The sequence below is a fragment of the Lysobacter sp. BMK333-48F3 genome (assembly GCF_019733395.1).
In the GTDB taxonomy this organism is placed as follows: Bacteria; Pseudomonadota; Gammaproteobacteria; order Xanthomonadales; family Xanthomonadaceae; genus Lysobacter.
In genome coordinates this window covers 4,363,906-4,385,063 of sequence record NZ_JAIHOO010000001.1, presented here as the reverse complement: position 1 = coordinate 4,385,063, position 21,158 = coordinate 4,363,906, and the positions used below count along the sequence as shown (strand labels likewise).

Genomic DNA, 21,158 nt, shown 5'->3' with positions numbered 1-21,158 from the left:
GAGACGGTACTTTCAGACGCGGGTTTCAAGCCCGGTTTGGAGCGGCGGTTTGAGCGTTGCTTTCAAACGGCCGTTCCAACAGACGTTGGCGTATGTGGCACGGCGCCACGCGGTGAAATCGCGGCGGCGCGCACTGTCTGGCGCGGTCGCGGCCGCCAATGTCGGAATCTGCAACGGTTGCCGCGGAATCGGCCGCGAAGCCGGTCCGTTTTTTTCTCGACACGGCCCGGTTCTTGCTGCTGCGCAACGCGTGGCCCGAGGCGCGCTCGGCGCTGGCGGCTCGCGTGTGTCGATACGCCCCGCCGCCGATCCGTACAGTGGGCGGGTCGGGGCGGGGAGTGATAACGTTCAGCTTCCAGGAGGGACCCGATGGATCGTCTGCCCGCGACCGGCCGCTGTCGCCGCCGTACCGCGCCCGCCGCGCCGACGCGCCGCGCCGCCCGAGCCGTGGCCTTGGCGCTGGTCCTATTCGCCGCCACAGGATGTCAAACCGCCATGTCCAGTTCCGCCGCCTCCAGCTCCGCCGCTTCGGCCGCCGCCGGTTCTTCGGCCGCCGGTTCCTCGAGCGAATGGCCGTTGCGCTTCCAGCGCCATCGCTTCGGCGCCTACTGCTTCGACACCTGGGGCTGCCAGATCCTCTACAACGGCTTCCCGCACGGCCGGCCCGAGCCCGAGGCGCTGAGCCCCTCGGCCGCGTCCTACGGCGCCGACCTGCGCGAGCGGATGAAGGGCGGGCACCTGGACATCCGCAACTTCCCCGGCCCGGCCGAGGTGCGTTGGCGGGCCAAGGACAAGACCGAACTGCAGGCGCGGATCGACATCGCCGAGATCTTCGGCGACCAACTGGTCCGGCATGAGGTGCCCCGCGAGGACATCGCCGACGGCGCCAGCATCGGCGAGCCGGAGATCATCCTGGAAGTCGACGATCGCACCATCAACGTCTACAGCCGTTGCTTCATTCCGCTGAGGCGGCCGCAGGACCCGGCCAATCCGCACAGCGACTACCGCGCCGACCTGATCAAGGTGTTCAGCCGCAGCTACTGACCGCCCTCGCGGGCCGCAGAACTAAGGAGAGTTTGCGATGGGCGGTGGAAAGCATCCGGACGGGGTCAAGACCTATCCCGCCGACCGGCACGACCTGGACAGTTACCGCGAGGCCAGCGCCGAACTGGCGCGGCTGCAGTCGCCGTTGCTGCTGGATTCGAAAGACCCGCATGCGCGTTTGTTCGTGGCCGCGTTCGACGGCACCGGCAACAGCATGTACAAGGACGACCCCAAGAACCACACCAACGTCGCCAACGTGGTCCAGCAGCTCGAAGCCGGCCTGCACCGCAACGTCGGCTACGGCTATGTCGAGGGCCCCGGCACCCAGGACGGCTGGTTCAAGAGCACCCGCGACATGGCCACCGGCCATACCTTCGAGCCGCGCGTGGAGCAGATGTACCGCCAGTTCGCCGAGCAGTCCAAGCAATGGCTGCGCGAAGACCCGCAGGCGCGGATCAGCGTCGCCGGGATCGGTTTCAGCCGCGGCGCCGAGCAGGAAGCGGCGTTCGCGCGCCTGGTCCACGAGCGCGGCATCCAGGATCCGAGCGGCGCCAAGTACCGTCAGGACGGCGACGGCAACATCGTCGGCGTCGAATACACCAAGCCGCCGCTGGTGCCGCCGGGCCAGGTGGCGCAGGCGGTAGGGCTGTTCGATCCGGTCGGCACCGGCGAGCCGCGCCTGCACGATCGGCGCCTGCCGCCGTCGGTGGTGTCCGGCTTCCAGATCACCGCCGAGGACGAGCGCCGCGACCAGTTCAAGTCGACCAGCCTGCTGCGGCCCGGCTTCACCGAGGAATCGCGCTTCCTCAACGTCACCGTCGGCGGCGCGCACAGCAACATCGGCGGCAGCTACGAGCTCAACGGCCTGTCGATCCGCAGCGGCAACCTGATGACCGACTACCTCAACAGCCTCAGCGACCGGCCGTTGCTGGCCAAGCGGGTCGAGCCGGACGACCCCTCGTTCAACGTCGTCCATCGTTCGGACAAGCACCAGTTCTTCTACACCACCCGCGACTTCCGCGACGGCGAACGCGACCGGGTCGACCTGGTCGCGAGCAAGCAGCAGCACAAGGACGGTTCGGTGGCCGATCCTTACCGCAAGGAACCGATCGATCCCGAGCTGGACGTGCGTTTCGAGCGTCGCGGAGTGCCGATCGGCGCCGCGCCGGTGCGGCTGGGCGCGCTGGACGCCGGCCAGCCCATTCAAGTGCAAGGCGGCCAGGCTCCGGGCGCTCGCGCGCAGGGCGGCGACGAGGTCGAGCGCAGCTTCGAGCGGATGGTCGAAGCCGCGCGCAACCGCGACAATGCCGGCTTCCGCGCTGCGACCCAGGATTACGCCCAGTCCGAATCCGGCCAGGCCTGGCTGCAGGGCGGCCGCGAGCAGTATCGGCAGCAACAGGAGCAGCAGCGCCAGCAGGATCAGAACGCCCAGGCCCGTAGCGCCGAACGGGCGCCGGCGCCGGAGGTCCAGCCGGCGCCCGCGCCGACCCAGCAAGCCGCGCAGTCTCCGGCGCCGCCCGCGCCGCGCTTGCCGGGGCCGTAGGGGACGGGTTCTTCGACACGATTCTTCAGTCGGCACGTTCTCAAGCAAACGTTTTAAGATCGCGTTTTCGCCGACACGTTTCTCAACATCACGTTTTTCAACATCACGTTTTTGAAGAGCGAGCTTTTCAAAGGCACGTTTTTCAGAAGCACGTTTTCAAGATCATGTTTTCAAAAGCACGCTTACGGAGATCCTCGTGCAGGACGCGCAAGACCTGAAACGCCTCGCCGCCGACCTGGCGATTTTCGCCCAGCATCTGCAGGAACAAAGCGAACGTGCGGTCCAGCACGTCGACCGCAGCGCCGACGAGTTGCAACGCACCGCGCAAGGCATGGGCGCCGGCGCCGAATTGCTGGGGCAGCAGATCGCCCAGGCCGTGCGCGCCCAGACCCAGGAAGCCATCGGCCGCGGCGCCGAACAGACCTTCGCCCCGATCGGCGCGCAGTTGCGCGAAAGCGCGGAGACCGCCCAGCGCGCGGCGCAGGCGCTGGAAGAACAGCGCAAGTCGCTGCTGCGCTCGCAGCAGCACCTGCTGTACAAGGGCGTGGTCGCGCTGCTGGTCGGTTCGGTGCTGGCGGTCGGCGCCAGCGTCTATTTCGCCCGCAAATCCATGCGCGAGATCGAACGCGCCAAGTTCGGCGCCGACATCCTGGAAGCCTCGCGCACGGGCGCCTTGACCCGTTGCGACGGCAAGCTGTGCGCGCGGGTCGGCAAGCGCTGGGGCACGAAGGGCGACTACGTGCTGCTGGAAGAGTAAGCCCGATCCGGCTGGAGCCGAGGCCCGCCATCGCGGGCACGACGGCTTGGCAGCCCGCGGCGAAACCCACCTGCCGTCATCCCCGCGAACGCGGGGATCCAGGGCTGCATCGCGAGAGGACTTTGAAGCCTCTGAGCGCTTCACCGCAGCATGACTCTGAAGCCTCTGGATGCCCGCCTTCGCGGGCATGACGAACAAGGGGCGGTCGGCCGCGCCGCAGAGGCGGCCGTCGTTCAAGCCGCCGCCGCGACCGCGGCTTCGGCGCGCCCGCTCTGCCGCTTGAGCAAGGCGATCGCCAACAGCAGCAGCGCCATCGGCAGCAGCGACAAGTAGAACGCGGTGCCGCCGCCGATGCGGGCGAACAATTGTCCGGTGATGAACGAGCCGGTGGTGCCGCCGAGGGCGGAGAACACCACGATCAGGCCGGTCATCGCCGCATGCCGCGACTTCGGCAGTGAACTCAGCACCACCGAGTTGATCGCCGGATAAATCGGCGCCATGAACAGGCCGATCAGCGGGAACACATAGGCCGCCAGCGGCGCGTGCGCCCAGGTCATGGCCGGGTTCGGCCGCGCGTCGCCGGCCAGCGGCAGGGCCACCACCACCAGCGCCGCCATCGCCGCCACGCAGGTCATCAGCAGCCAGTGCCAGGGCACCCGGCGCAGGGCCAGGCCGGCGCCGAGCCGGCCCAGCGCCAGCGACACGGCGAAGATGCTCGCCGCCTGCACGCTCATCGTGGTCGGCAGGTGCAGGATTTCGCGGTTGAAGGTCGGCAGCCAGGTGCCGACGCTCTGCTCGATCAGCACGTACAGGAAGGCCGAAGCCAGGAACACCGCGACCAGCGGCTGGGCGACCAGGCGGAACATGTCGAGGAAGGAGTCGCCGGCGGCATGGCCGTCGCGCGCGGCGCGTTCGTCCAGGTGCGAGCCGGCCAGCAGCAGCACGATCGCCGCGCATACCGCCGCCAGCAGCCAGTACACCCGCAGCCAGACCGGATCGCCGGGCGATTGCGGATCGATGAACCAGGCGAAGATCCAGTAGCCGGCGAGCACGCCGACCATGAACCAGCCCTCGATGGTGCTGGTCAGGCTGGCGTGCTGTTGCTTGCCCTCGGTCAGCAGGCCGATCGAGGAATACACCGAGACCTTGACCAGGGCGAAGGCCATGCCGGTCGCGGCGAACAGCAGCTTGGTCATCCAGAACGAGGCCAGCAGCGGCATCAGCGCGCAGGCCGCGCCGACCAGGGCCAGGCCGAGCATCATCGCCCGGCGGTAGCCCAGCCGCGGCATCAGCGCCGCGGTCAGGAACGACACGATCGCGATCGGCAGGTCCTTGAACGCTTCCAGGATGCTGGCCTGGCCCTTGTCGATGCCGAAGCCCTGGATCGACTGCAGGATCACCGTGCCGACGCTGTTGAGCAGGATCCCGAACACCATGTAGGTGAGGATCATCGCCAGGATCATGCGGCCTCGGTTCATGCGGGCGTGGCTCCGGTGAGCGCTCCGGCGCGGGGCCGGAGCGAGCTAATAAAAGACCGTTCGCGGCGGCTTGCCAAGTGCGGACGCCGGAGAGAGGGGGAGGGCGGCAGCCACGAGCGCCGGCCGTCGCGAACGGTGAGGTAAGCCGGGGGCCGGGGCCGCGCGCGGCGGCCCCGCTAGCGCCGCGCCGCCGAGCGGCGGCGCGGACGCCGGATCACCAGCGGTAGGCGGCCGAGAACAGGTAGGAACGCCCGGCCAGCGGACGGCCCATGAACACGCCGCCGGTGGCCGCGCCGGGCACGCGCACGTTGCCTTCGGTCAGGCCCAGCTCGTTGGTGACGTTGCTGCCGGTGAAGGCGAACTCCCAGTTCTCGCCGACGTGCAGGTTGGCGCCCACGTCCAGGGTGTCGTAGGACGGCAGCTTCTGGGTGTTGGCCAGGTCGGCGTAGCGGTCGCCGATGTGCGAGTAGGTGGCGAAGATCTTCAGGTCGCCGAACGGCAGGTTCCAGAAATAGCTGGGGGTGAAGCGGAACTGCTGCTTGGGCTGGCGCATCACCTGGTTGCCGGTGAACTCGCGGTAGTTCTCGTACTGCGCGTCCAGCCAGATCCCGGTCAGGGCCAGCTCCAGGCCGCCGATCGGCCGCACCGCGCCTTCCACTTCCACGCCGTAGGCGCGCGAGTCGCCGACGGTGGTGAAGTTGGTGCCGTCGTCGAGGAAGGCCTGGAACGGCGAGTTGGTGAACTTGTTGTAGAACGCGGTCAGGTACAGGTCGTAGACGTTGTTGCCGGACTTGAAGCCGAGCTCGTACTGGTCGATTTCCTGGATCTTGGTGTTGCCGTCGCGCAGGTTGTCGAACGCCGGCAGCTTGTAGCCCGAGTTGGCGCGGGCGAACACGCTGCTGGTGTCGTTGAGCTTGTAGTTCAGGCCCAGGGTCCAGGAGAAGTGGTGGTCGTCCTGGTCGATCCGGCGGCTGCTCGGCAGCGAGATCGAGGTGGCGTTGTCGTAGAGGGTGTTCGGGTTGCCGTCCAGGTCGACCGTGGCCACGTCGTGCACGGTGCCGTCGACCTGCTGCCACTCGTAGCGCACGCCGCCGTCCAGACGCAGGCGGTCGTTGATCTGCCATTCGTCGGCGAGGAACACCGCGGTGTTCTGGCCGTCGTAGTCGCCGCGCAGGGAGAAGAACGAGGTGCCGACGAAACCGTCGCGGGTGACCTGGCGGCCGTCGGCCAGGGTCAGGTTGATCCGGCGCGCGTTGTTCTGCGCGGTCAGCAGCATGTTGTTGCCGAGGTACCAGGTGTCCTTGGACGAGTAGCGCGCGTAGTAGACGCCGGCGGTGAAGGTGTTGCCCTCGAACAGGTCGCGGCTGAAGCGCAGGTCGTTGGTGAAGGATTCGAGTTCCTTGTCGACCACCCAGAAGCCGGCGGTCAGCACCTGCTGGTTGGGGTCGACCGCGCCGCCGCCGTTGACGTAGGTGGCGGTGCCGGCGCTGTTGAAGCCGGCGATGTAGTCGGCCATGCGCTTGGGGCTGGCGCCGGTGAACAGGCCGTTGGTCGGGGCGCTGCCGCTGACGTAGTTGACCCGGTCGCTGATGGTCCAGTCGCCGGCGTAGAAGTCCATCGAGGCGCCGAACACGTCGAGGTTGATGCCGCGGCCTTCGGCCAGGTCGCGGCGGATGCTGGTGCCGCGGCCGGTCGGGATCTCGACGTGGCGGAAGTCGTTGCCGAGCAGGGTGCCGGTCTGCGCGTCCAGGCCGGGGAAGCTCGACAGGCTGCTGCCGTTGTTGCGCGACAACAGCGGGATCGGGGTGAAGAAGGCGTTCTTGTCGTCGGTGTGGCGGGCGTAGACGGTGACCTCGCCGCTGTCCCAGCTGTGGGTCAGGGTGGCGCTGAGCTGGCCGCCCTTGTCGGCCGGGAACTGGGTGTCGCGCACGCCGTCGGTGACCCGGTAGAAGCCGCCGACGCTGTAGTACCAGCCTTCGCCGAGCTTGCCGCTGTTGAACAGGTCGACCCGGCGGAAGTTGTCGCTGCCCAGGCCGATGCGGACGCTGCCGGCGGGTTCTTCGCCGCCCTTCTTCTGGATGAAGTTGACCGTCGCGCCGGGCTGGCCGTTGGAGAAGATCGGGCTCGGGCCGCCGCGCAGCACTTCCATCCGTTCGACCGTGTCGTCCATCCGGAACAGGGTCGAGTTCTCCAGGAACGACAGGGTCGGCGGCGGGTACAGCGGCGCGCCGTCCATCTGCACGGTCACGAACGGGGCATCGCCTTCCGAAGGCATGCCGCGGACGAAGATGTTGGCGCCGGTGCTGCCGCCGGCCGATTCGGCCCACACGCCGGGCACGACCTTGAGCGCGTCGGCGGTGCTCAGCGGCACCGCTTCCTGGATCTGCTCCAGCGAGGCGGTGGTGATCGAGAAGCTGGCGTCGCGCTTGCGCAGGCCCTTGAAGCGCGCGGTGCCGCTGACCACGATCGCGTCGAGGGTGGTGGCCGCTTCCTTGCTGTCGGACGCTGCGGCGGGCGCCGCCGGCGCGGGTTCCTGCGCGGTGGGCGCCGGCGCGGCCGGCTCCTGGGCCAGGACGGCGCCCGGCGCCAGGGCGGCGGCGATCGCCGCGGACAGGGCGTAACGGATCAGGCGAGCTTGCTTGGACGATGCGCGTTGCATGGTGTTCTCCCCACTCATCTGAAAGTTCTCTTGCTCGGATTGCGGTTGGCGGTCGGATCTGCCGCGGCGGTGCGTGCCGCGCGCGGTCAGGGCGAAACGAAGGCGTCCAGGTCGAAGGCGGCGATCTCGCCGAGACAGGCGTCGGCGTCGGTCAGGCTGGCCGGGTCGCCGATGCCGACCGCGGCCATGCCGGCGCGCTTGATCGCGACCACGCCGGCGGCGGCATCCTCGATGCCGATGCATTGCGCCGGCGCCACGCCGAGCGCGGCGGCGACGTCGAGGAAGATGTCGGGCTCGGGCTTGGCGCGGGCGATCCGCGCCGAGTCGGCGACGTAATCGAAGCGCTGGGCGATGCCGAGCCGTTCCAGCAGCGCGGCGGCGTTGCGGCTGGCCGAAGCCAGGCCGAGCTTGAGCCCGCGCGCGCGCGCCCGTTGCAGCAGCGCGGCGACGCCGGGGAACAGGTCGGCCGGGGTCACCGAGGCGATCGCTTCGACGTAGTAGGCGTTCTTGCGCTCGGCCAGCGCGCGCTTGGCCTCGGCGCCGAGCACCCGCCCGGCATGGCGCAGGATGATTTCCAGCGACGCCATCCGGTCGACGCCCTTGAGTTGTTCGTTGACGTGCTGGTCGAACGGCAGGCCTTCCTCGTCGGCCATGCGCTTCCAGGCCCGGTAATGGGTCTGGGCGGTGTCGGTGAGGACGCCGTCGAGATCGAAGATCAACGCCTGCGCGGGGCGCGGGAAGGCCTGCCGCACCGGGCCGCCGGGCGCGGCCAGCTCGGCGCGCTGCGGCTGCTCGACGCGCAGTTCCAGGCGCCTGCCCTGGTGCTCGATGCTCAGCGGCTCGCCGTCGAGCAGGCGGTATTCGACCCCGTCGCGCTCGACCCGCAGGCGCAGGCGGCGGCCGCGCCAGCGCAGGCCGAAGCCGTAGCCGCGCCAGCCGGCGGGCAGGGTGGGGGCGAAGCGCAGCGTGCCCTCGTGGCTGCGTAGGCCGGCGAAACCGGCGCCCAGGCCGAGCCAGGTGCCGGCCAGCGCGGCCATGTGCACGCCGTGGTCGGTGTTGCCGTGCAGATCGTCCAGGTCGACGCGCAGGTTGTCGTTGAAGAAACGCTCGGCCTGCGCGGCATGGCCGACTTCGCTGGCGAGGATGCCGAACACCGATGCCGACAGGGTCGAGTCGTGGGTGGTGACGGCTTCGTAGTAGTCGTAGCTGCGCCGTTTGGCGTCGGCCGGGAGGTCGTGGCCGGCCAGGACCAGGGCCATGACCACGTCGGCCTGCTTGCAGATCTGGTGCCGGTACAGGGTCAGCGGATGGAAATCCAGCAACAGCGGGCGGTGCTCGCCTTCGCGGCGCGGGAACGGCCAGCGCGGCTTGCTCAGGAAGGTGTCGTCCTGGGCGTAGACGCCCAGCGCCTGGTCGTAGTGCAGGAACATCGCCTCGCCGGCGCGTTGCCACAGCGCCGCCTCGTGCGGCTGCAGGCGCAGCCGCGCGGCCAGCGCCTGGGCCTGTTGCGGGCGCTGCTCCTGCAGCAGCCGCCAGACCTGCGCGGCGCGCAGCAGGTGCTGCTGGGCCATGCGGTTGGTGTAGAAATTGTTGTCGACCAGGGCGGTGTACTCGTCCGGGCCGGTGACCTCGTGGATGCAGAACGCGCCGCCGCGGCGGGCGTCGAAATGGCCGATCTGCGGCCAGATGCGCGCGGTCTCGAACAGGATCTCGGCGCCGCTTTCGAGCAGGAAGTCCAGTTCTTCGGTGGCGTCGAAGTACAGCCCGATCGCGTAGGCGACCGCGGCGTTGATGTGGTACGCGGCCGAGCCCGAGGGGTAGTGCGCCGAGCATTCGCCGCCGGTGATGGTGCGCCAGGGGAACAGCGCGCCGTGGGCGTGGTTCATCTCGCGCGCATGCCGGCGCGCCGGCTCCAGCGCCTGGTAGCGCGCGTGCAGCATGGCGCGCGCCACTTCCGGGGCGGTGTAGACCATCACCGGCAGCATGAAGGCTTCGGTGTCCCAGAAATAATGGCCTTCGTAGCCTTCGCCGGTCAGGCCCTTGGCGGCGGTGCCGTTGATGCCGTCGCGGCCGGCCGACTGCAACAGGTGGAACAGGTTGAAGCGCAGCGCCTGCTCGGCCGCCGCGTCGCCGTCGATCGACAGCTCGGCACCGCCCCAGAACCGCGCCAGCGCCGCGGCCTGGCGCGCGGCGAGGGCGTCGAAGCCGAGCGCGGCCGCGTCCTCGAGCGCGCGCTGGGCGCGCTGCACCAGGCCGGTTTCGTCGTTGTGGCTGAGGTAGGCGACGAACTTCTCCAGGCTCGCGCTCTGGCCCGGCTGCAACTGCGCCTCGTAGCGCTGCCGCACCGCGTCGCCGTCGACCTCGGCCTGGGCCGCGTCGAGTCCGGCGCCGCTGCGGTGGCCCTGGGCGCAGACCACCCGCAGATTGCTGCGCCGGGTCGATTGCAGCACGTGCGCGCCGTGCGTGTCGGCATGCGCCGAGAGCAGCTTCAAGCCTTCCGCGGAAGCCACGCCGATGCGCGGATCGTCGCCCTGTTCGGCGGCCTGGTGGCCGCATTCGATCGCCGAGACCAGGCTCAGCGGACCGGTGTAGTCGATCGATTCGACCCGGTAGCGGATCGCCAGCAGGTCGACGCCCTCGTGGCCGCTGTCGAACGGCAGCACGCGCTCGGCGTGGATCTGCACGGTCTGGCCCTGCGCGGTGCGCAGGCGCAGGCGGCGCGCGCTGCGGCCGCGGCGCAGGTCGAGGCTGCGTTCGAACTCCAGCCATTGCGCCCGATCCGGCTCCAGGCGCTGGGCGCCGAGCCAGACCGCGATGCGCTGGCCGTCGGCGACCGGCAGGCGGGTGTCGGTATTGCGGGCGAAGCCGGGGAAGCGTTCGTGATAGTGGATCGGGTGCTTCTCGTAGACCGAGGCCAGGAAGCTGCCGTCGCTGCCGCCGTCGGCTTCCTCGAATCCGCCGCGCACGCCCAGCGAACCGTTGGCGAGCGCGAACAGGGTCTCGTCGCGGCGGCGCCGGGCCGGATCGAATCCGCGCTGGCGCAACAGCCAGGCGTCGGCGGCGGCGTCGGGGGAGGACGGCAGGGCTTGGGGCTGGGTCACGCGGGGCGGGTCCTTGAGCGGCGTTGCGCGGACCCTAGAGAGCGTCTGTTATCGATGTCAAGTTATCGATAACAACCTTGTGATTCAATGTGCTTTCGACGCGCGCAGCGAGCCCGGCGCGGGCGCCGTCGCTGCGCATGCCGACGAATCGGATCAATCGCTTAGCGCGATGCTGCTGCGCAGCATGCGGACTGTCGCATTGCAGTGTGCACGCTGCGACGCAGCATGACCCAGCGCACGCCCTGCGCGAGACCGGCGCGCATCGCGGCGCGCCGCCGCCGCGGCTCAGGTGACCCGCGCGACCAGGTGGGTCGGCAGGATCTCCGACTGCGCCGGGCGGCCTTCGATCAAGGCCAGGATCTTGCGAGCCAGCAACACCCCGGCGTCGACGAAGTTCTGGTGGATCGAGGTCAACGGCGGCAGATAGGTCGCGCCCAGCGGGGTGTCGTCGTAGCCGATCACCGACACGTCCTCGGGCACGCGCCGGCCGCGCTCGATCAGGGCCCGGATCGCGCCGATCGCGAGCAGGTCGCTGGCGGCGAACAGGGCGTCGAACTGCGGCTGCTCGTCGAGCAGGCTGTGCACCGCCTGGGCGCCGGCGCTGACGGTGAAATTGGCCACTTGCGGGGTCAGCGGCACGATCCCGTGCTCGGCCAGGGTCGAACCGAAGCCCTCCAGGCGTTCGGCGAACTCGCCGTGGGCGCTGTCGCCGAGGAACACCGGCCGGCGCCGGCCCAGGGCCAGGAAACGCTCGGCGGCGAGCTTGCCGCCGCGCAGGTTGTCGCTGCCGACCACGACCTGGGTCTCGTGGCGGCTGACCGCGCCCCACACCACCATCGGCCGACCCCAGCGCTGGACCTCGTGCATGGCGTCCTCGTGCGCGCCCTGGCCGAGCAGGATCACTCCGTCGGCCGCCTGTACGCTGGGCAGCGAGCCGCCCTGCAGCGAGGTCAGCAGCACGCTGTAGCCGGCCGAGGTCAGCTCCTGGCTGATGCCGCCGAGCAGGTCCAGCGGATAGGAGCCGGACATCTGCCGTTCCACGGTCGGCTTCATTTCCACCACCACCGCCACGGTCATGCTGCGACGCAGGCGCAGGTTGCGCGCGCTGATGTTGAACTGGTAGCCCTGTTGCTCGGCCAATTGCTTGATCCGGGCACGGGTCTCGGGATTGACCAGCGGACTGTCGCGCAAGGCGCGCGAGACAGTGATCGCCGAGACCCCGGCCAGTTCGGCCAGATCGGCCATGGTCAGGGGCTCGCCGGCCTTGCGGGTCGGTTGGGAAGCACGCGGTCGGCTCATGCGGGCGAATCGTTCAGGGTCGCGACAACGGTCGGGCCGAACCTATTTACCACGCGGCGGGGCAAGCTGCAGGTACGACGCGCGCAGTCGCGCGCGCATCCGCCCGGCCGCGGATGCGCGCAAGCGGCGTCGCGGCCGCTACAGGCCGCGGCCGAGCGAAGCGGCGGACGCGGTCTCACGGCGGTAGTAGGCGCGCGCGCTGCCGACGCTCGCGCTGACCGCGTGCACGGCCCCGTGAGCGTTGCGATGGAACTCCAGTTCGACGTTCAAGCCCGGAGCTGCGAACCGGCTCGGGCTCAACGGCAGCAGGCTCGCCGCGGTCGGCCCTCCGGGCAGATCGACGACCAGGGTGCCGTCGGCGACCCGCACCTGCAGCGACGGGTAGTCGAATCCGTCGGCGAGCGCGCCGCGCACGTCCATCGGCAGCGCCGGGTCGAGACGATAGCTGCCGGCGTAAGCGGCCTGGACCGGCGCGCCGAGCTCCAGCGCGATCGGACGGATCAAGGGCTTGACCCCGTCGGCGAGCGCATCGGAGATGGCGTTGCGGATTTCTCCGCGCAGCCCCTTGGCGTTCTTGCCGTTGGTGAGGATGGCGAAGCCGTAGCCGGTTTCGGGATAGCCCTCGATCACCGCGTGATAGTTCTCGTTGTCGCCGTTGTGGGTGAACCGGCGCGCGCGGCCGCTGCCGAGCAGTTCCGGCCCCAGGCCGCGTGTGCCCGGCGATACCTCGGTCATCATTTCGATCGTGAGGCTCTGCGGCAGCAGTCCACCCTCGCCGCGGTAGCTGCGGATCAGCGCGCCGACGAAGGCGCCCAGGTCGTGGGCGCTGGTCCACAGGCCCGAGGCGGCCTGCTCGGGAAACGACTCCCAGCCGCGCGGCAGAGCGGCAAGCGCGCCGTTGCGGTCATGAGCCTTGGCGATGTTGTCGCGACCTGCCTGCAGCGGATCCTGGAAGGTGCTGCGGCGCATGCCCAGCGGCTCGAACACCTGGCCGCGTGCGACCGCGTCCAGCGGCTGCCCGGCGACGTCTTCGATCAACTGCTGCGCGACCATGATGCCGCCGCCGGAGTACTCGCTGCGCGCGCCGGGCGTGCGCTGCAAGCGGATCGGCTGGTTTTTCGCCGGGGCGACGCCGTCCAGGGTCTGCACCAGGCTGGGCAGGGGCTCGCCGGGAAGATAGTCCTCGAAGCCGTGCACGCTGAGGCCGGAGGTGTGCGACAGCAGCATGCGCAGACTGACCTTGGGATCGGCGATGCCGGGCGCCTGCGGAATGCGCCAGGATTTCAGGTAGCCGTTGACGTCGCGGTCGAGTTCGAGCCTGCCTTGCGCCACCAATCGCAGACTGGTCGCAGCGGTGATCATCTTGCTGACCGAGCCGACCGAGAACAGGGTGTCGGCGTCCACCGCGTCGGCGCCGCCGGCTTCGCGCACGCCATAGCCGGCGGCATAGGCCAGGCGTCCGTCCTTGACGATGGCGATGGCGACGCCGGGCACTTTGTAGTGGGCCATGCGCTGCTGCAGGGTCCAGCTCGGAACTTCTACGCCCGGCTTGGCCACGCTGGGCCGCAGGCCGTTCTCGATCGCCGCCGCCAGCCGTCGCAGCTCGGGATCGGTGGGCGCTTGCGCGCGGGCCGGAGCGGCGAGCAGGCAGGCGATCAGGGCGCAAGCCATCAGGTGGCGGGTCATCTCGGTCTTCCTTTGAGTGAGTGATGCTTTGGATGAGCGGTGCTTCGAATCAGTGATGCTTTGAATCAGAGATCGCGCGGGCCAAGGCCGACGCGGGCGCAGGCGCGTCCGTGCGCACGGCAGAGCCGACGCTGCAGGGGTGGAGCGGAGCGGGATGGCCGGGGGCGCCGGCGCGCCGGTCAGGGGCGGCCGGCGACCGCACCCCGTTCGAGCAGATAGGCGCGCACCGCCGGGTCGCGGGTCTGGTTCAGCGGCGATCGCCAGCGTCCCAGCCAACCGTCGGCGACCACGCCCAGGTTGACGTCGGCGCCGTGGGCGACCAGGTAGTCGACGGTCGCCAGATGACCGGCGCGGGCGGCGTTGATCAGCGGGGTCTCGTCGTAGGTCACCACCCGGTCGACGTCTGCGCCGGCGGCGATCAGGCGTTCGACGATCGGCTGCGCGCCGAGCCCGGCGGCGACGATCAGCGGATTGCCTTCGCCCAGCGCGGCGCGGTTAGGGTCGGCGCCCAGCCGCAACAAGGTATCGACCGTGTCGGGATGGCGTCCGCGCACGGCCTGGATCAGCGCAGTGCCTTCGCCGAGCACGCGCGCGTCGAGGTCGGCGCCCGCGTCGGCCAGCCGGCGTATGCCGGCGCTGTCGCCAGCGCGCGCGGCCGCGAGCAGGGCCAGGGTCTGCTCGCTGGGTTCGGCCGCGCCGGCGGCCGGCAGCGCCAGCCGCGGCGAGCCGGCGATCGAGGTCGCGGCGACTACGGCCAGCGCCGACAGGCACAGCGCGACGGCCAGACGGCCGCGCGCCGCGCCCGCGGCATCGGGCTGGATCAGGCCATCGATGCGCAGCTCCAGATGGCTGCGTCGTTCGAGCATGCCCACCGCCAGCGACGGCGGCCGAGGGTCCAGCTCGGCCAGGGCTTCGGCGCTGCTGAGCAGGGAGCCGGCATAGTCGGCGCGGGCTCCGCCGCGCGCGGCGCGCGCGTCGCAGGCCATTTCCCGCGCCAGGTCCAATCGCGCCTGCAGGGCGGCCAGGAACGGATTCCACCAGAACGCCGCCCGCGCCAGCCGCACCGCCGCGGTCAGCCACAGGTCGCCACGGCGGATGTGGGCGATCTCATGGCGCAGCACGTCGCGCAGCGCGGCGGGGTCCAGTTGGCCGGCCAAGGCCCGCGGGACCAGCACCGTGGGGCGCAGCAGGCCGACCACCATCGGACCGTCGACGGCGGTGAGGGCGATGCGTGCGCCGCGCGGCAGCTCTTCGGCCAACGCGGCCTCCAAGGCCGGCGCCGGGCGGGCGCTGCGGCGCAAGCGGCCCGCCTGGCGCGCGCCTTCGCTCAAGCGCATGAGTTGCCATAACGCGCCCAGCGCCCAGATCAGCGCCAGCGCGCTCGGCAGCGAGCGCGGGATCTCCAGGTACATCACGTCCGGCTGCTGGCCCGCTTCGTACACCGCCTCGTCCAGGGCCGGACCTTCCTGCGGCTGCGGCGTCGGCACCGGCGCGGCGACCGCGAACAGCGGCGACGGCGGCCCCGGCAGCAGGCTCGCCAGCGGCGACAGCGTCGCCAAGGCGAACGCCGCCGCCAGCAGCCACGAGCGTCGTTCCGCCGAGAGCCCGCGCAGGCGCACGAATCCGAGCGCCAGCGCGAGCAGCACGGCGCTTTGCAGCAGGTGCAGGGCGACGAACCCGGGCAGCGCGTCGATCAGGCCGGCCATCAGGCGTCTCCGCGGGTCTTGGCGGCGGCGACCTTGTCGCGCAGCGCCTGCAAGCGCTCGCGGTCGATGTCCTGCCGGTCGAGCAGGTGTTGCGCCAGCAGATCCGGCGAGCCCTCGAAGAACTGCTGCAGCAGCTGCCCCAATGCCTGGCTGCGCGCCTGCTCGCGGCTGATCGCGGCGCGATAGATGAAGGCGCGGCCTTCCTGGCGGTGGCTGACGAAGCCTTTCTTGCCGAGCACGTTGAACATGGTCAGCACGGTGGTGTAGGCGATCGGGCGCTGGCGCGACAACTCGTCGGCGACTTCGCGCACCGAGGCTTCGCCCCGGTCCCACAGCACTTCCAGGATGGCCTGCTCGGAGGGGGTCGGGGTGGGCGAGGCGGGGCGGGCCATGGCCAGCTACTGGTTAATTAGTTGATGCATGGGAGCATGCGCTCGGAGGCAGTGTCAACTATCGAATTAGTAGATCGCCGGCCGCGGCTCGGCCGCGTTGCGGCGGCGTCGCCGGCGACGGCACCGGCGATCGCGCCGCGACGCCGGTCGGCTGTCGACGGCGGGCTCGGCCCGGGCCCGCTATACTCGGGAACAGTTGCAAGCTAGAACTGCATCTGGTCCAGTGAATTCAATCGCTTGGCCGCACTGCCTAACCTAATTTCACGGCCGCGGCCGCCGCGGCGACGAGGCCACACCGCCGCATGCGTCTGTCCACGATCAAGCTGTCCGGTTTCAAGTCCTTCGTCGATCCGACCACGCTGCACCTGCCCACCAACATGACCGGCGTGGTCGGTCCGAACGGGTGCGGCAAGTCGAACATCATCGACGCGGTGCGCTGGGTGATGGGCGAGAGCTCGGCCAGCCGCCTGCGCGGCGACTCGCTGACCGACGTGATCTTCGCCGGCTCCTCGGCGCGCAAGCCGGTTTCGCAGGCGATGGTGGAGCTGATCTTCGACAACTCCGACCACACCATCACCGGCGAATACGCTGCGTTCAACGAGATCTCGGTCAAGCGCACGGTCAGCCGCGACGGCACCAGCCAGTACTACCTCAACGGCGGCAAATGCCGCCGCCGCGACATCACCGACCTGTTCCTCGGCACCGGCCTGGGCCCGCGCAGCTACTCGATCATCGAGCAGGGCATGATCAGCCAGATCATCGAGGCCCGGCCCGAGGACCTGCGCGTCTACCTGGAAGAAGCCGCCGGCATTTCCAAGTACAAGGAACGCCGCCGCGAAACCGAAACCCGGATCCGCCACACCCGCGAGAACCTCGACCGCCTCAACGACTTGCGCGAGGAAGTCGGCAAGCAGCTCGAGCATCTGCGCCGGCAGGCGCGCCAGGCCGAGCAGTACCAGGCGATCCAGGCCGAACGCAAGGTCAAGGACGTGGAGTGGAAGGCGCTGGAATACCGCGCCCTAGACCAGAAGCTGCAGACCCAGCGCGAGAAGCTGTCGCAGCAGGAAACCCGCCTGCAGCAGTTGATCGCCGAACAGCGCGAAGCCGAGCGCGAGCTGGAGACCGGCAGGGTCCGCCGCGAAGAGGCCGCCGAGGCGCTGAACAAGGCCCAGGCGGCCAGCTACGAAGTCGGCGGCGCCCTGGCCCGGATCGAACAACAGATCCAGCACCAGCGCGAACTGTCCAGCCGCCTGCACAAGGCGCGCGAGGAGGCGAAGGCGCAACTGGCCGAGATCGGCGCGCACATCGGCAACGACCAGGCCCGCCTGGACGTGCTGCTGGCCGCGGTCGCCGACGCCGAGCCGCGCATCGAAGCCCTGCGCGAGGACGACGAGGCGCGCCAGGACGCGCTGCGCGACGCCGAGACCCGGCTCAACGACTGGCAGCAGCGCTGGGACGCGCACAGCCGCGAGCAATCCGAATCCGCGCGCGCGGCCGACGTCGAGCGCACCCGCATCGAAGGCCTGGACCGGCAGATCCTCGACGCCGACCGCCGCCGCGAGTCGCTGAGCGCCGAGCGCACCGGCCTGGACGTCGCCGCCCTGGCCGACGCGTTCGAACAACTGCAAAGCCAGCACGAACTGCAGAAGGAATCGCTGGACAGCCTCAGCGAGGAGTTGGAAACGCGCAAGGCCGCGGTGTCCGACCTGCAGGAGCAGCAGCGCGCGACCCAGAACCAGCTGGCCGAGGTGCGCAAGCAGGCGCAGACCTCGCGCGGCCGGCTGTCCTCGCTGGAGACCCTGCAGCACGCCGCGCTCGGCCAGGAGCAGGGCGCGGCCCTGAGCTGGCTGCAGGCGCGCGGGCTGGATTCGGCGCAGCGCGTCGGCGAGACCCTCGAGGTCGAAGCCGGCTGGGAAAACGCGGTCGAAAGCGCGCTCGGCCAACTGATCGAAGGCGTGCTGGTCGAGGCGCCGGAAACCCTGGTCGACGCGATCGGCGAACTCGGCGAAGGCCGCCTGACCCTGGTCTCGCCCGAACGCGACGGCACGGTCTATCCGCCGACCTCGCTGGCGGCCAAGGTCCAGGGCCCGGCGGCGATCCGGCGCCTGCTGGCGCGCCTGCACGGCGCCGACGACCTGGCTGCGGCGCGCGCGCTGCAGGCCACGCTGGGCGCCGAAGAGACCGTGATCACCCGCAACGGCGAGCGCTTCGGCGCCGGCTGGGTGCGGGTGCTGCGCTCCGGTGCGGCCAAGCAGGGTGCGCTGCTGCGCGAACGCGAGATCCAGAGCCTGCGGATCGAGATCGAAACCCTGCAGGAGCGCGAGCGCGAACTGGAGCACAACCAGATCCAACTGCGCGACCGCTCGCTGGCCGCCGAGCAGCACCGCGAAGACGCCCAGCGCAGCCTGTACATGGCCCACCGCGGCGTGTCCGAACTGGCCGGCCAGTTGCAGAGCCATCAGGGCCGGCTGGACTCGGCGCGCAACCGGATCGAGAAGATCGACGCCGACCTGGAGCAACTGCTGATCGGCCTGGACGGCGCGCGCGAGCAATCGCGCGAAGCGCGCCTGCGCCAGGAGACCGCGGTCGAGCGCATGGGCGAACTGGAAGACGCGCGCCTGCGCCTGGAATCCGAGCGCCGCAGCCTGTCGGAGGCGCGCGAGGCGGCGCGCAACGCCGCGCGCGAATCGCGCGACGCCGCGCATGCGCTGGTGCTGAGCCTGGAGACCCAGCGCGCGCAGATCGCCGGCCTCAGCCAGACCCTGGAGCGGATGGGCGGCCAGCGCGGCCAGCTCGATTCGCGCCTGAGCGAACTGTCGTCCCAGCTCGACGACGGCGACGAGCCGGTGGTCGCGCTGGAGGAACAGCGCCAGGTCGCGCTGGAACAGCGGGTGATCGCCGAGCAGGACCTGACCGGCGCGCGCACCGCGCTGGACGGCATCGACAACGACCTGCGCAAGTTCGAGCAGACCCGCCAGCAGCGCGACGAGCAGGCGCTGCAGCAGCGCGAGGCGATCGGCCAGCGCCGGCTGGAGCAGCAGGCCCTGGTGCTCAAGGCCGAGACCCTGACCACGGCGATCGCCGAGGCCGGCGCGGTGCTCGAGGACGTGGTCAACGGCCTGGACGAAAACGCCGACGCGCCGACCTGGGAGCGCACCGTCGCCGAACTGGACAACAAGCTGCGCCGGCTCGAGCCGGTCAACCTGGCGGCGATCGCCGAACACGCCGAAGCCGCGCAGCGCAAGGACTACCTGGACGCCCAGCACGGCGACCTGACCACCGCGCTGGACACCCTGGAAGAGGCGATCCGCAAGATCGACCGCGAGACCCGCGGCCGCTTCAAGGACACCTTCGACCGGGTCAATTCCGGCGTGCAGGAGCTGTATCCGCGCCTGTTCGGCGGCGGCCACGCCTACCTGGAACTGACCGGCGAGGATCTGCTCGACACCGGCGTGTCGATCATGGCGCGGCCGCCGGGCAAGCGCGTGTCGAACATCTCGCTGCTGTCCGGCGGCGAGAAGGCGATGACCGCGGTGGCGCTGGTGTTCGCGATCTTCCGCTTGAACCCGGCGCCGTTCTGTCTGCTCGACGAAGTCGACGCGCCGCTCGACGAAGCCAACGTCGGCCGATTGGCGACGATGGTCAACGAGATGAGCGAACAGGTACAGTTCCTGTTCGTCACCCACAACAAGGCGACGATGGAAGTGGCCAACCAGCTGTCCGGCGTGACCATGCGCGAACCCGGCGTGAGCCGCCTGGTCTCGGTCGATCTGGCCGAAGCGACCCGCCTGGCGGGCGCGGCCTGAGGCCGGCGGGCGTTGCGCGGCAGCGCCCGAATGGACCGACCGTCGTTGCAGCCACCCTCGTTCCAACCGAATCCACGCAGTCGCAGCGGAAACCAGGCAAGCGCGGCGCCGCCGAGGCGCCCGGCCCGAACCCCCGCCACCGACGCAAGCAGCACTAGGAGCCCCCGATGTCCGACCTGACCCTGATGCGCATCGGCATCTTCATCGCCGGCCTGATCCTGATCGGCGCGATCGTGTTCTTCGGCCGCCCGCGCAAACCGGGGCAGGGCAAGCGCATCGCCCGCGAAGAGGACGCCCGCGCCGGCAAGTCCTCGCGCCAGGAACCGACCCTGGGCGAACAGCTCGAGAACGAGCTCGGCCAGAGCGCCGGCGTGCCCGGCGAGGCCACCACCCAGGCCGAACTGGAGCTGTTCGACCGCACCCTGGAGGGCGGCGCCAACAGCGAACTCGGCCGCCGGGTCAGCGACGAGTTCGACAAGATCGTCACCCTGTACCTGGCCGCGCGCGCCGGACAGAAGCTGCACGGCCCCGACATCGTGGTCGCGGCGGAGAAGGCCGGCCTGGTCTACGGCCACATGGGCGTCTATCACCGCCTGGTCGAAGGCCACCCCGAGCGCGGCCCGGTGTTCAGCGTCGCCAACATCATGAAGCCCGGCAGCTTCGACATGGCCGCGATCCAGGCGCTGGAAACCCCGGCAATCGCCTTCTTCCTGACCCTGCCGGCGCCGGTGCCGGCGCTGGACGCCTGGGAAACCATGCTGCCGACCGCCCAGCGCATGGCCGAGCTGCTCGACGCCGTGGTCCTGGACGAACAGCGCAACGCCCTGGGCCGCCAGCGCATCGCCCACCTGCGCGACGAACTGCGCGCCTACGACCGGCAACGCGAAGCTCCTCCGCTGAGCAAGCCCACGCGCTGGTGACAAAAGACTGCGACGGCATCGCTGAGTACAGTAATCCGCGGTACAGCCCGGCTCTGAGTTCTTTGTTTGATTCGGCCGAAGTTGTTCGCGAGACATTCTCGGCATTCTTCAAGCTCCGTTTCAGCACGCTGAGTCCTTGCGACGCGCAGTTTCCTGAGGCGTTTTTGACTCAATCCTGTGTCCGTGCCGCGTGCGCCGATCTGGGGTGGATCGACCTCACCAAGCTTGAGGCAGTTCGATTGGGGCACTACGAGTTCCAAGGCTCGCTGGTAGGCCTCTTGGTTGATCGAAAGCGAAGTGCGCAATCGGCTGCGACCGCATGGCAGGCAATTGGGGAGGCGCTGGAAGTCTTGTTCCCGCACCCTTTCGACCAAATTTTCGCTTACCGCCTGGATGGCGACTGGTGCGAGATGGCTCGCGAGTCACTCTGCTGTTCGTACCTGGTGGGGGAGGTCGCGCGAGGATTGTGGTGGCTATTGGTGGTCGAACATTTCGATTAGGCAGTCACCCCGAGACAGGCCGTGGCAATCGTAGCGAGGCCGGCCTCAGCACTCCGGTCCGGGCCCTCAGGCTTCTTTGCGTTGCCAGAGCTGCGGGGTGCGGCGTGGTAGTCCATCGCGGCGGCTGTCGCGGCTCATGACCGGAGGAAATCCCTTGGGACGCCGCTCCTACAAGAGCAGGGACGCCGATCCTGCTGCATCCCCACGTTCGCCGCGCCCCAACCAGCAAGCCTCCCCCCTTTGAAAAAGGGGGGCAGGGGGGATTTG

At 69.9% G+C, this 21,158-nt stretch carries 13 protein-coding genes; 6 read left to right on the top strand and 7 right to left on the bottom strand.

All coding sequences use genetic code 11. The features are described 5' to 3' along the window. The first annotated feature begins 495 nt into the window (after positions 1–495). From K4L06_RS18845 to K4L06_RS18835, 3 genes are all read left to right on the top strand, one after another. The gene (locus tag K4L06_RS18845; RefSeq protein ID WP_221672858.1) at positions 496–1,044 is read left to right on the top strand and encodes a hypothetical protein; all 549 of its coding nucleotides are present in this window, start codon (positions 496–498) and stop codon (positions 1,042–1,044) included. Positions 1,045–1,081: 37 nt separating this feature from the next. Further along, positions 1,082–2,587 carry a DUF2235 domain-containing protein gene (locus K4L06_RS18840; RefSeq protein ID WP_221672857.1) on the top strand — a complete coding sequence of 502 codons (1,506 nt, stop codon included), beginning with the start codon at positions 1,082–1,084 and terminating at the stop codon, positions 2,585–2,587. A 196-nt stretch (positions 2,588–2,783) separates the two neighbouring features. After that, positions 2,784–3,344: a hypothetical protein gene (locus K4L06_RS18835; RefSeq protein ID WP_221672856.1), complete on the top strand. Its 561-nt coding sequence runs from the start codon at positions 2,784–2,786 to the stop codon at positions 3,342–3,344. Between the two features lie 233 nt (positions 3,345–3,577). Here the strand turns inward: K4L06_RS18835 and K4L06_RS18830 are convergent, their stop codons facing one another. The 7 genes from K4L06_RS18830 to K4L06_RS18800 all read right to left on the bottom strand — a co-directional run bounded on the left by K4L06_RS18830 (position 3,578) and on the right by K4L06_RS18800 (position 15,665). Then, entirely contained in the window at positions 3,578–4,822 is a 1,245-nt protein-coding gene (locus K4L06_RS18830) for an MFS transporter (protein WP_255595249.1), read from the bottom strand. Positions 4,823–5,036: 214 nt separating this feature from the next. Then, entirely contained in the window at positions 5,037–7,481 is a 2,445-nt protein-coding gene (locus tag K4L06_RS18825; protein WP_221672855.1) for a TonB-dependent receptor, read from the bottom strand. Between the two features lie 86 nt (positions 7,482–7,567). Then, complete coding sequence (pgmB, locus tag K4L06_RS18820) at positions 7,568–10,582, bottom strand: beta-phosphoglucomutase (protein ID WP_221672854.1); 3,015 nt, start codon at positions 10,580–10,582, stop codon at positions 7,568–7,570. A gap of 285 nt (positions 10,583–10,867) precedes the next feature. Further along, the gene (locus K4L06_RS18815; protein WP_255595247.1) at positions 10,868–11,881 is read right to left on the bottom strand and encodes a LacI family DNA-binding transcriptional regulator; all 1,014 of its coding nucleotides are present in this window, start codon (positions 11,879–11,881) and stop codon (positions 10,868–10,870) included. A 138-nt stretch (positions 11,882–12,019) separates the two neighbouring features. Next, the gene (locus K4L06_RS18810) at positions 12,020–13,567 is read right to left on the bottom strand and encodes a serine hydrolase domain-containing protein (RefSeq protein ID WP_221672853.1); all 1,548 of its coding nucleotides are present in this window, start codon (positions 13,565–13,567) and stop codon (positions 12,020–12,022) included. Between the two features lie 179 nt (positions 13,568–13,746). Next, a complete protein-coding gene (locus tag K4L06_RS18805) occupies positions 13,747–15,273 on the bottom strand; it encodes a M56 family metallopeptidase (RefSeq protein ID WP_221672852.1) in 1,527 nt (508 codons plus the stop codon). After that, complete coding sequence (locus K4L06_RS18800) at positions 15,273–15,665, bottom strand: BlaI/MecI/CopY family transcriptional regulator (protein WP_221672851.1); 393 nt, start codon at positions 15,663–15,665, stop codon at positions 15,273–15,275. The genes K4L06_RS18805 and K4L06_RS18800 overlap by 1 nt, the downstream gene beginning before the upstream one ends. A gap of 302 nt (positions 15,666–15,967) precedes the next feature. On the opposite strand from K4L06_RS18800, the gene smc reads away from it, so the two are divergent. The 3 genes from smc (at position 15,968) to K4L06_RS18785 (ending at position 20,891) form a co-directional block, all read left to right on the top strand. After that, positions 15,968–19,471, top strand: coding sequence for a chromosome segregation protein SMC (gene smc, locus K4L06_RS18795; protein ID WP_221672850.1), 3,504 nt, complete (start codon positions 15,968–15,970; stop codon positions 19,469–19,471). A gap of 167 nt (positions 19,472–19,638) precedes the next feature. Further along, a complete protein-coding gene (zipA, locus tag K4L06_RS18790) occupies positions 19,639–20,391 on the top strand; it encodes a cell division protein ZipA (protein ID WP_221672849.1) in 753 nt (250 codons plus the stop codon). A gap of 62 nt (positions 20,392–20,453) precedes the next feature. After that, positions 20,454–20,891, top strand: coding sequence for a hypothetical protein (locus K4L06_RS18785; protein ID WP_221672848.1), 438 nt, complete (start codon positions 20,454–20,456; stop codon positions 20,889–20,891). Positions 20,892–21,158: the final 267 nt, after the last annotated feature.

What these genes read in the sequence shown, in the direction of transcription:
- K4L06_RS18845 (WP_221672858.1), top strand. Translation starts at nt 496, where the DNA reads ATGTCCAGTTCCGCCGCCTCCAGCTCCGCCGCTTCGGCCGCCGCCGGT.
- K4L06_RS18840 (WP_221672857.1), top strand. Translation starts at nt 1,082, where the DNA reads ATGGGCGGTGGAAAGCATCCGGACGGGGTCAAGACCTATCCCGCCGAC.
- K4L06_RS18830 (WP_255595249.1), bottom strand. Translation starts at nt 4,822, where the DNA reads ATGAACCGAGGCCGCATGATCCTGGCGATGATCCTCACCTACATGGTG.
- K4L06_RS18825 (WP_221672855.1), bottom strand. Translation starts at nt 7,481, where the DNA reads ATGCAACGCGCATCGTCCAAGCAAGCTCGCCTGATCCGTTACGCCCTG.
- K4L06_RS18815 (WP_255595247.1), bottom strand. Translation starts at nt 11,881, where the DNA reads ATGAGCCGACCGCGTGCTTCCCAACCGACCCGCAAGGCCGGCGAGCCC.
- K4L06_RS18810 (WP_221672853.1), bottom strand. Translation starts at nt 13,567, where the DNA reads ATGACCCGCCACCTGATGGCTTGCGCCCTGATCGCCTGCCTGCTCGCC.
- K4L06_RS18805 (WP_221672852.1), bottom strand. Translation starts at nt 15,273, where the DNA reads ATGGCCGGCCTGATCGACGCGCTGCCCGGGTTCGTCGCCCTGCACCTG.
- K4L06_RS18800 (WP_221672851.1), bottom strand. Translation starts at nt 15,665, where the DNA reads ATGGCCCGCCCCGCCTCGCCCACCCCGACCCCCTCCGAGCAGGCCATC.
- smc (WP_221672850.1), top strand. Translation starts at nt 15,968, where the DNA reads ATGCGTCTGTCCACGATCAAGCTGTCCGGTTTCAAGTCCTTCGTCGAT.
- zipA (WP_221672849.1), top strand. Translation starts at nt 19,639, where the DNA reads ATGTCCGACCTGACCCTGATGCGCATCGGCATCTTCATCGCCGGCCTG.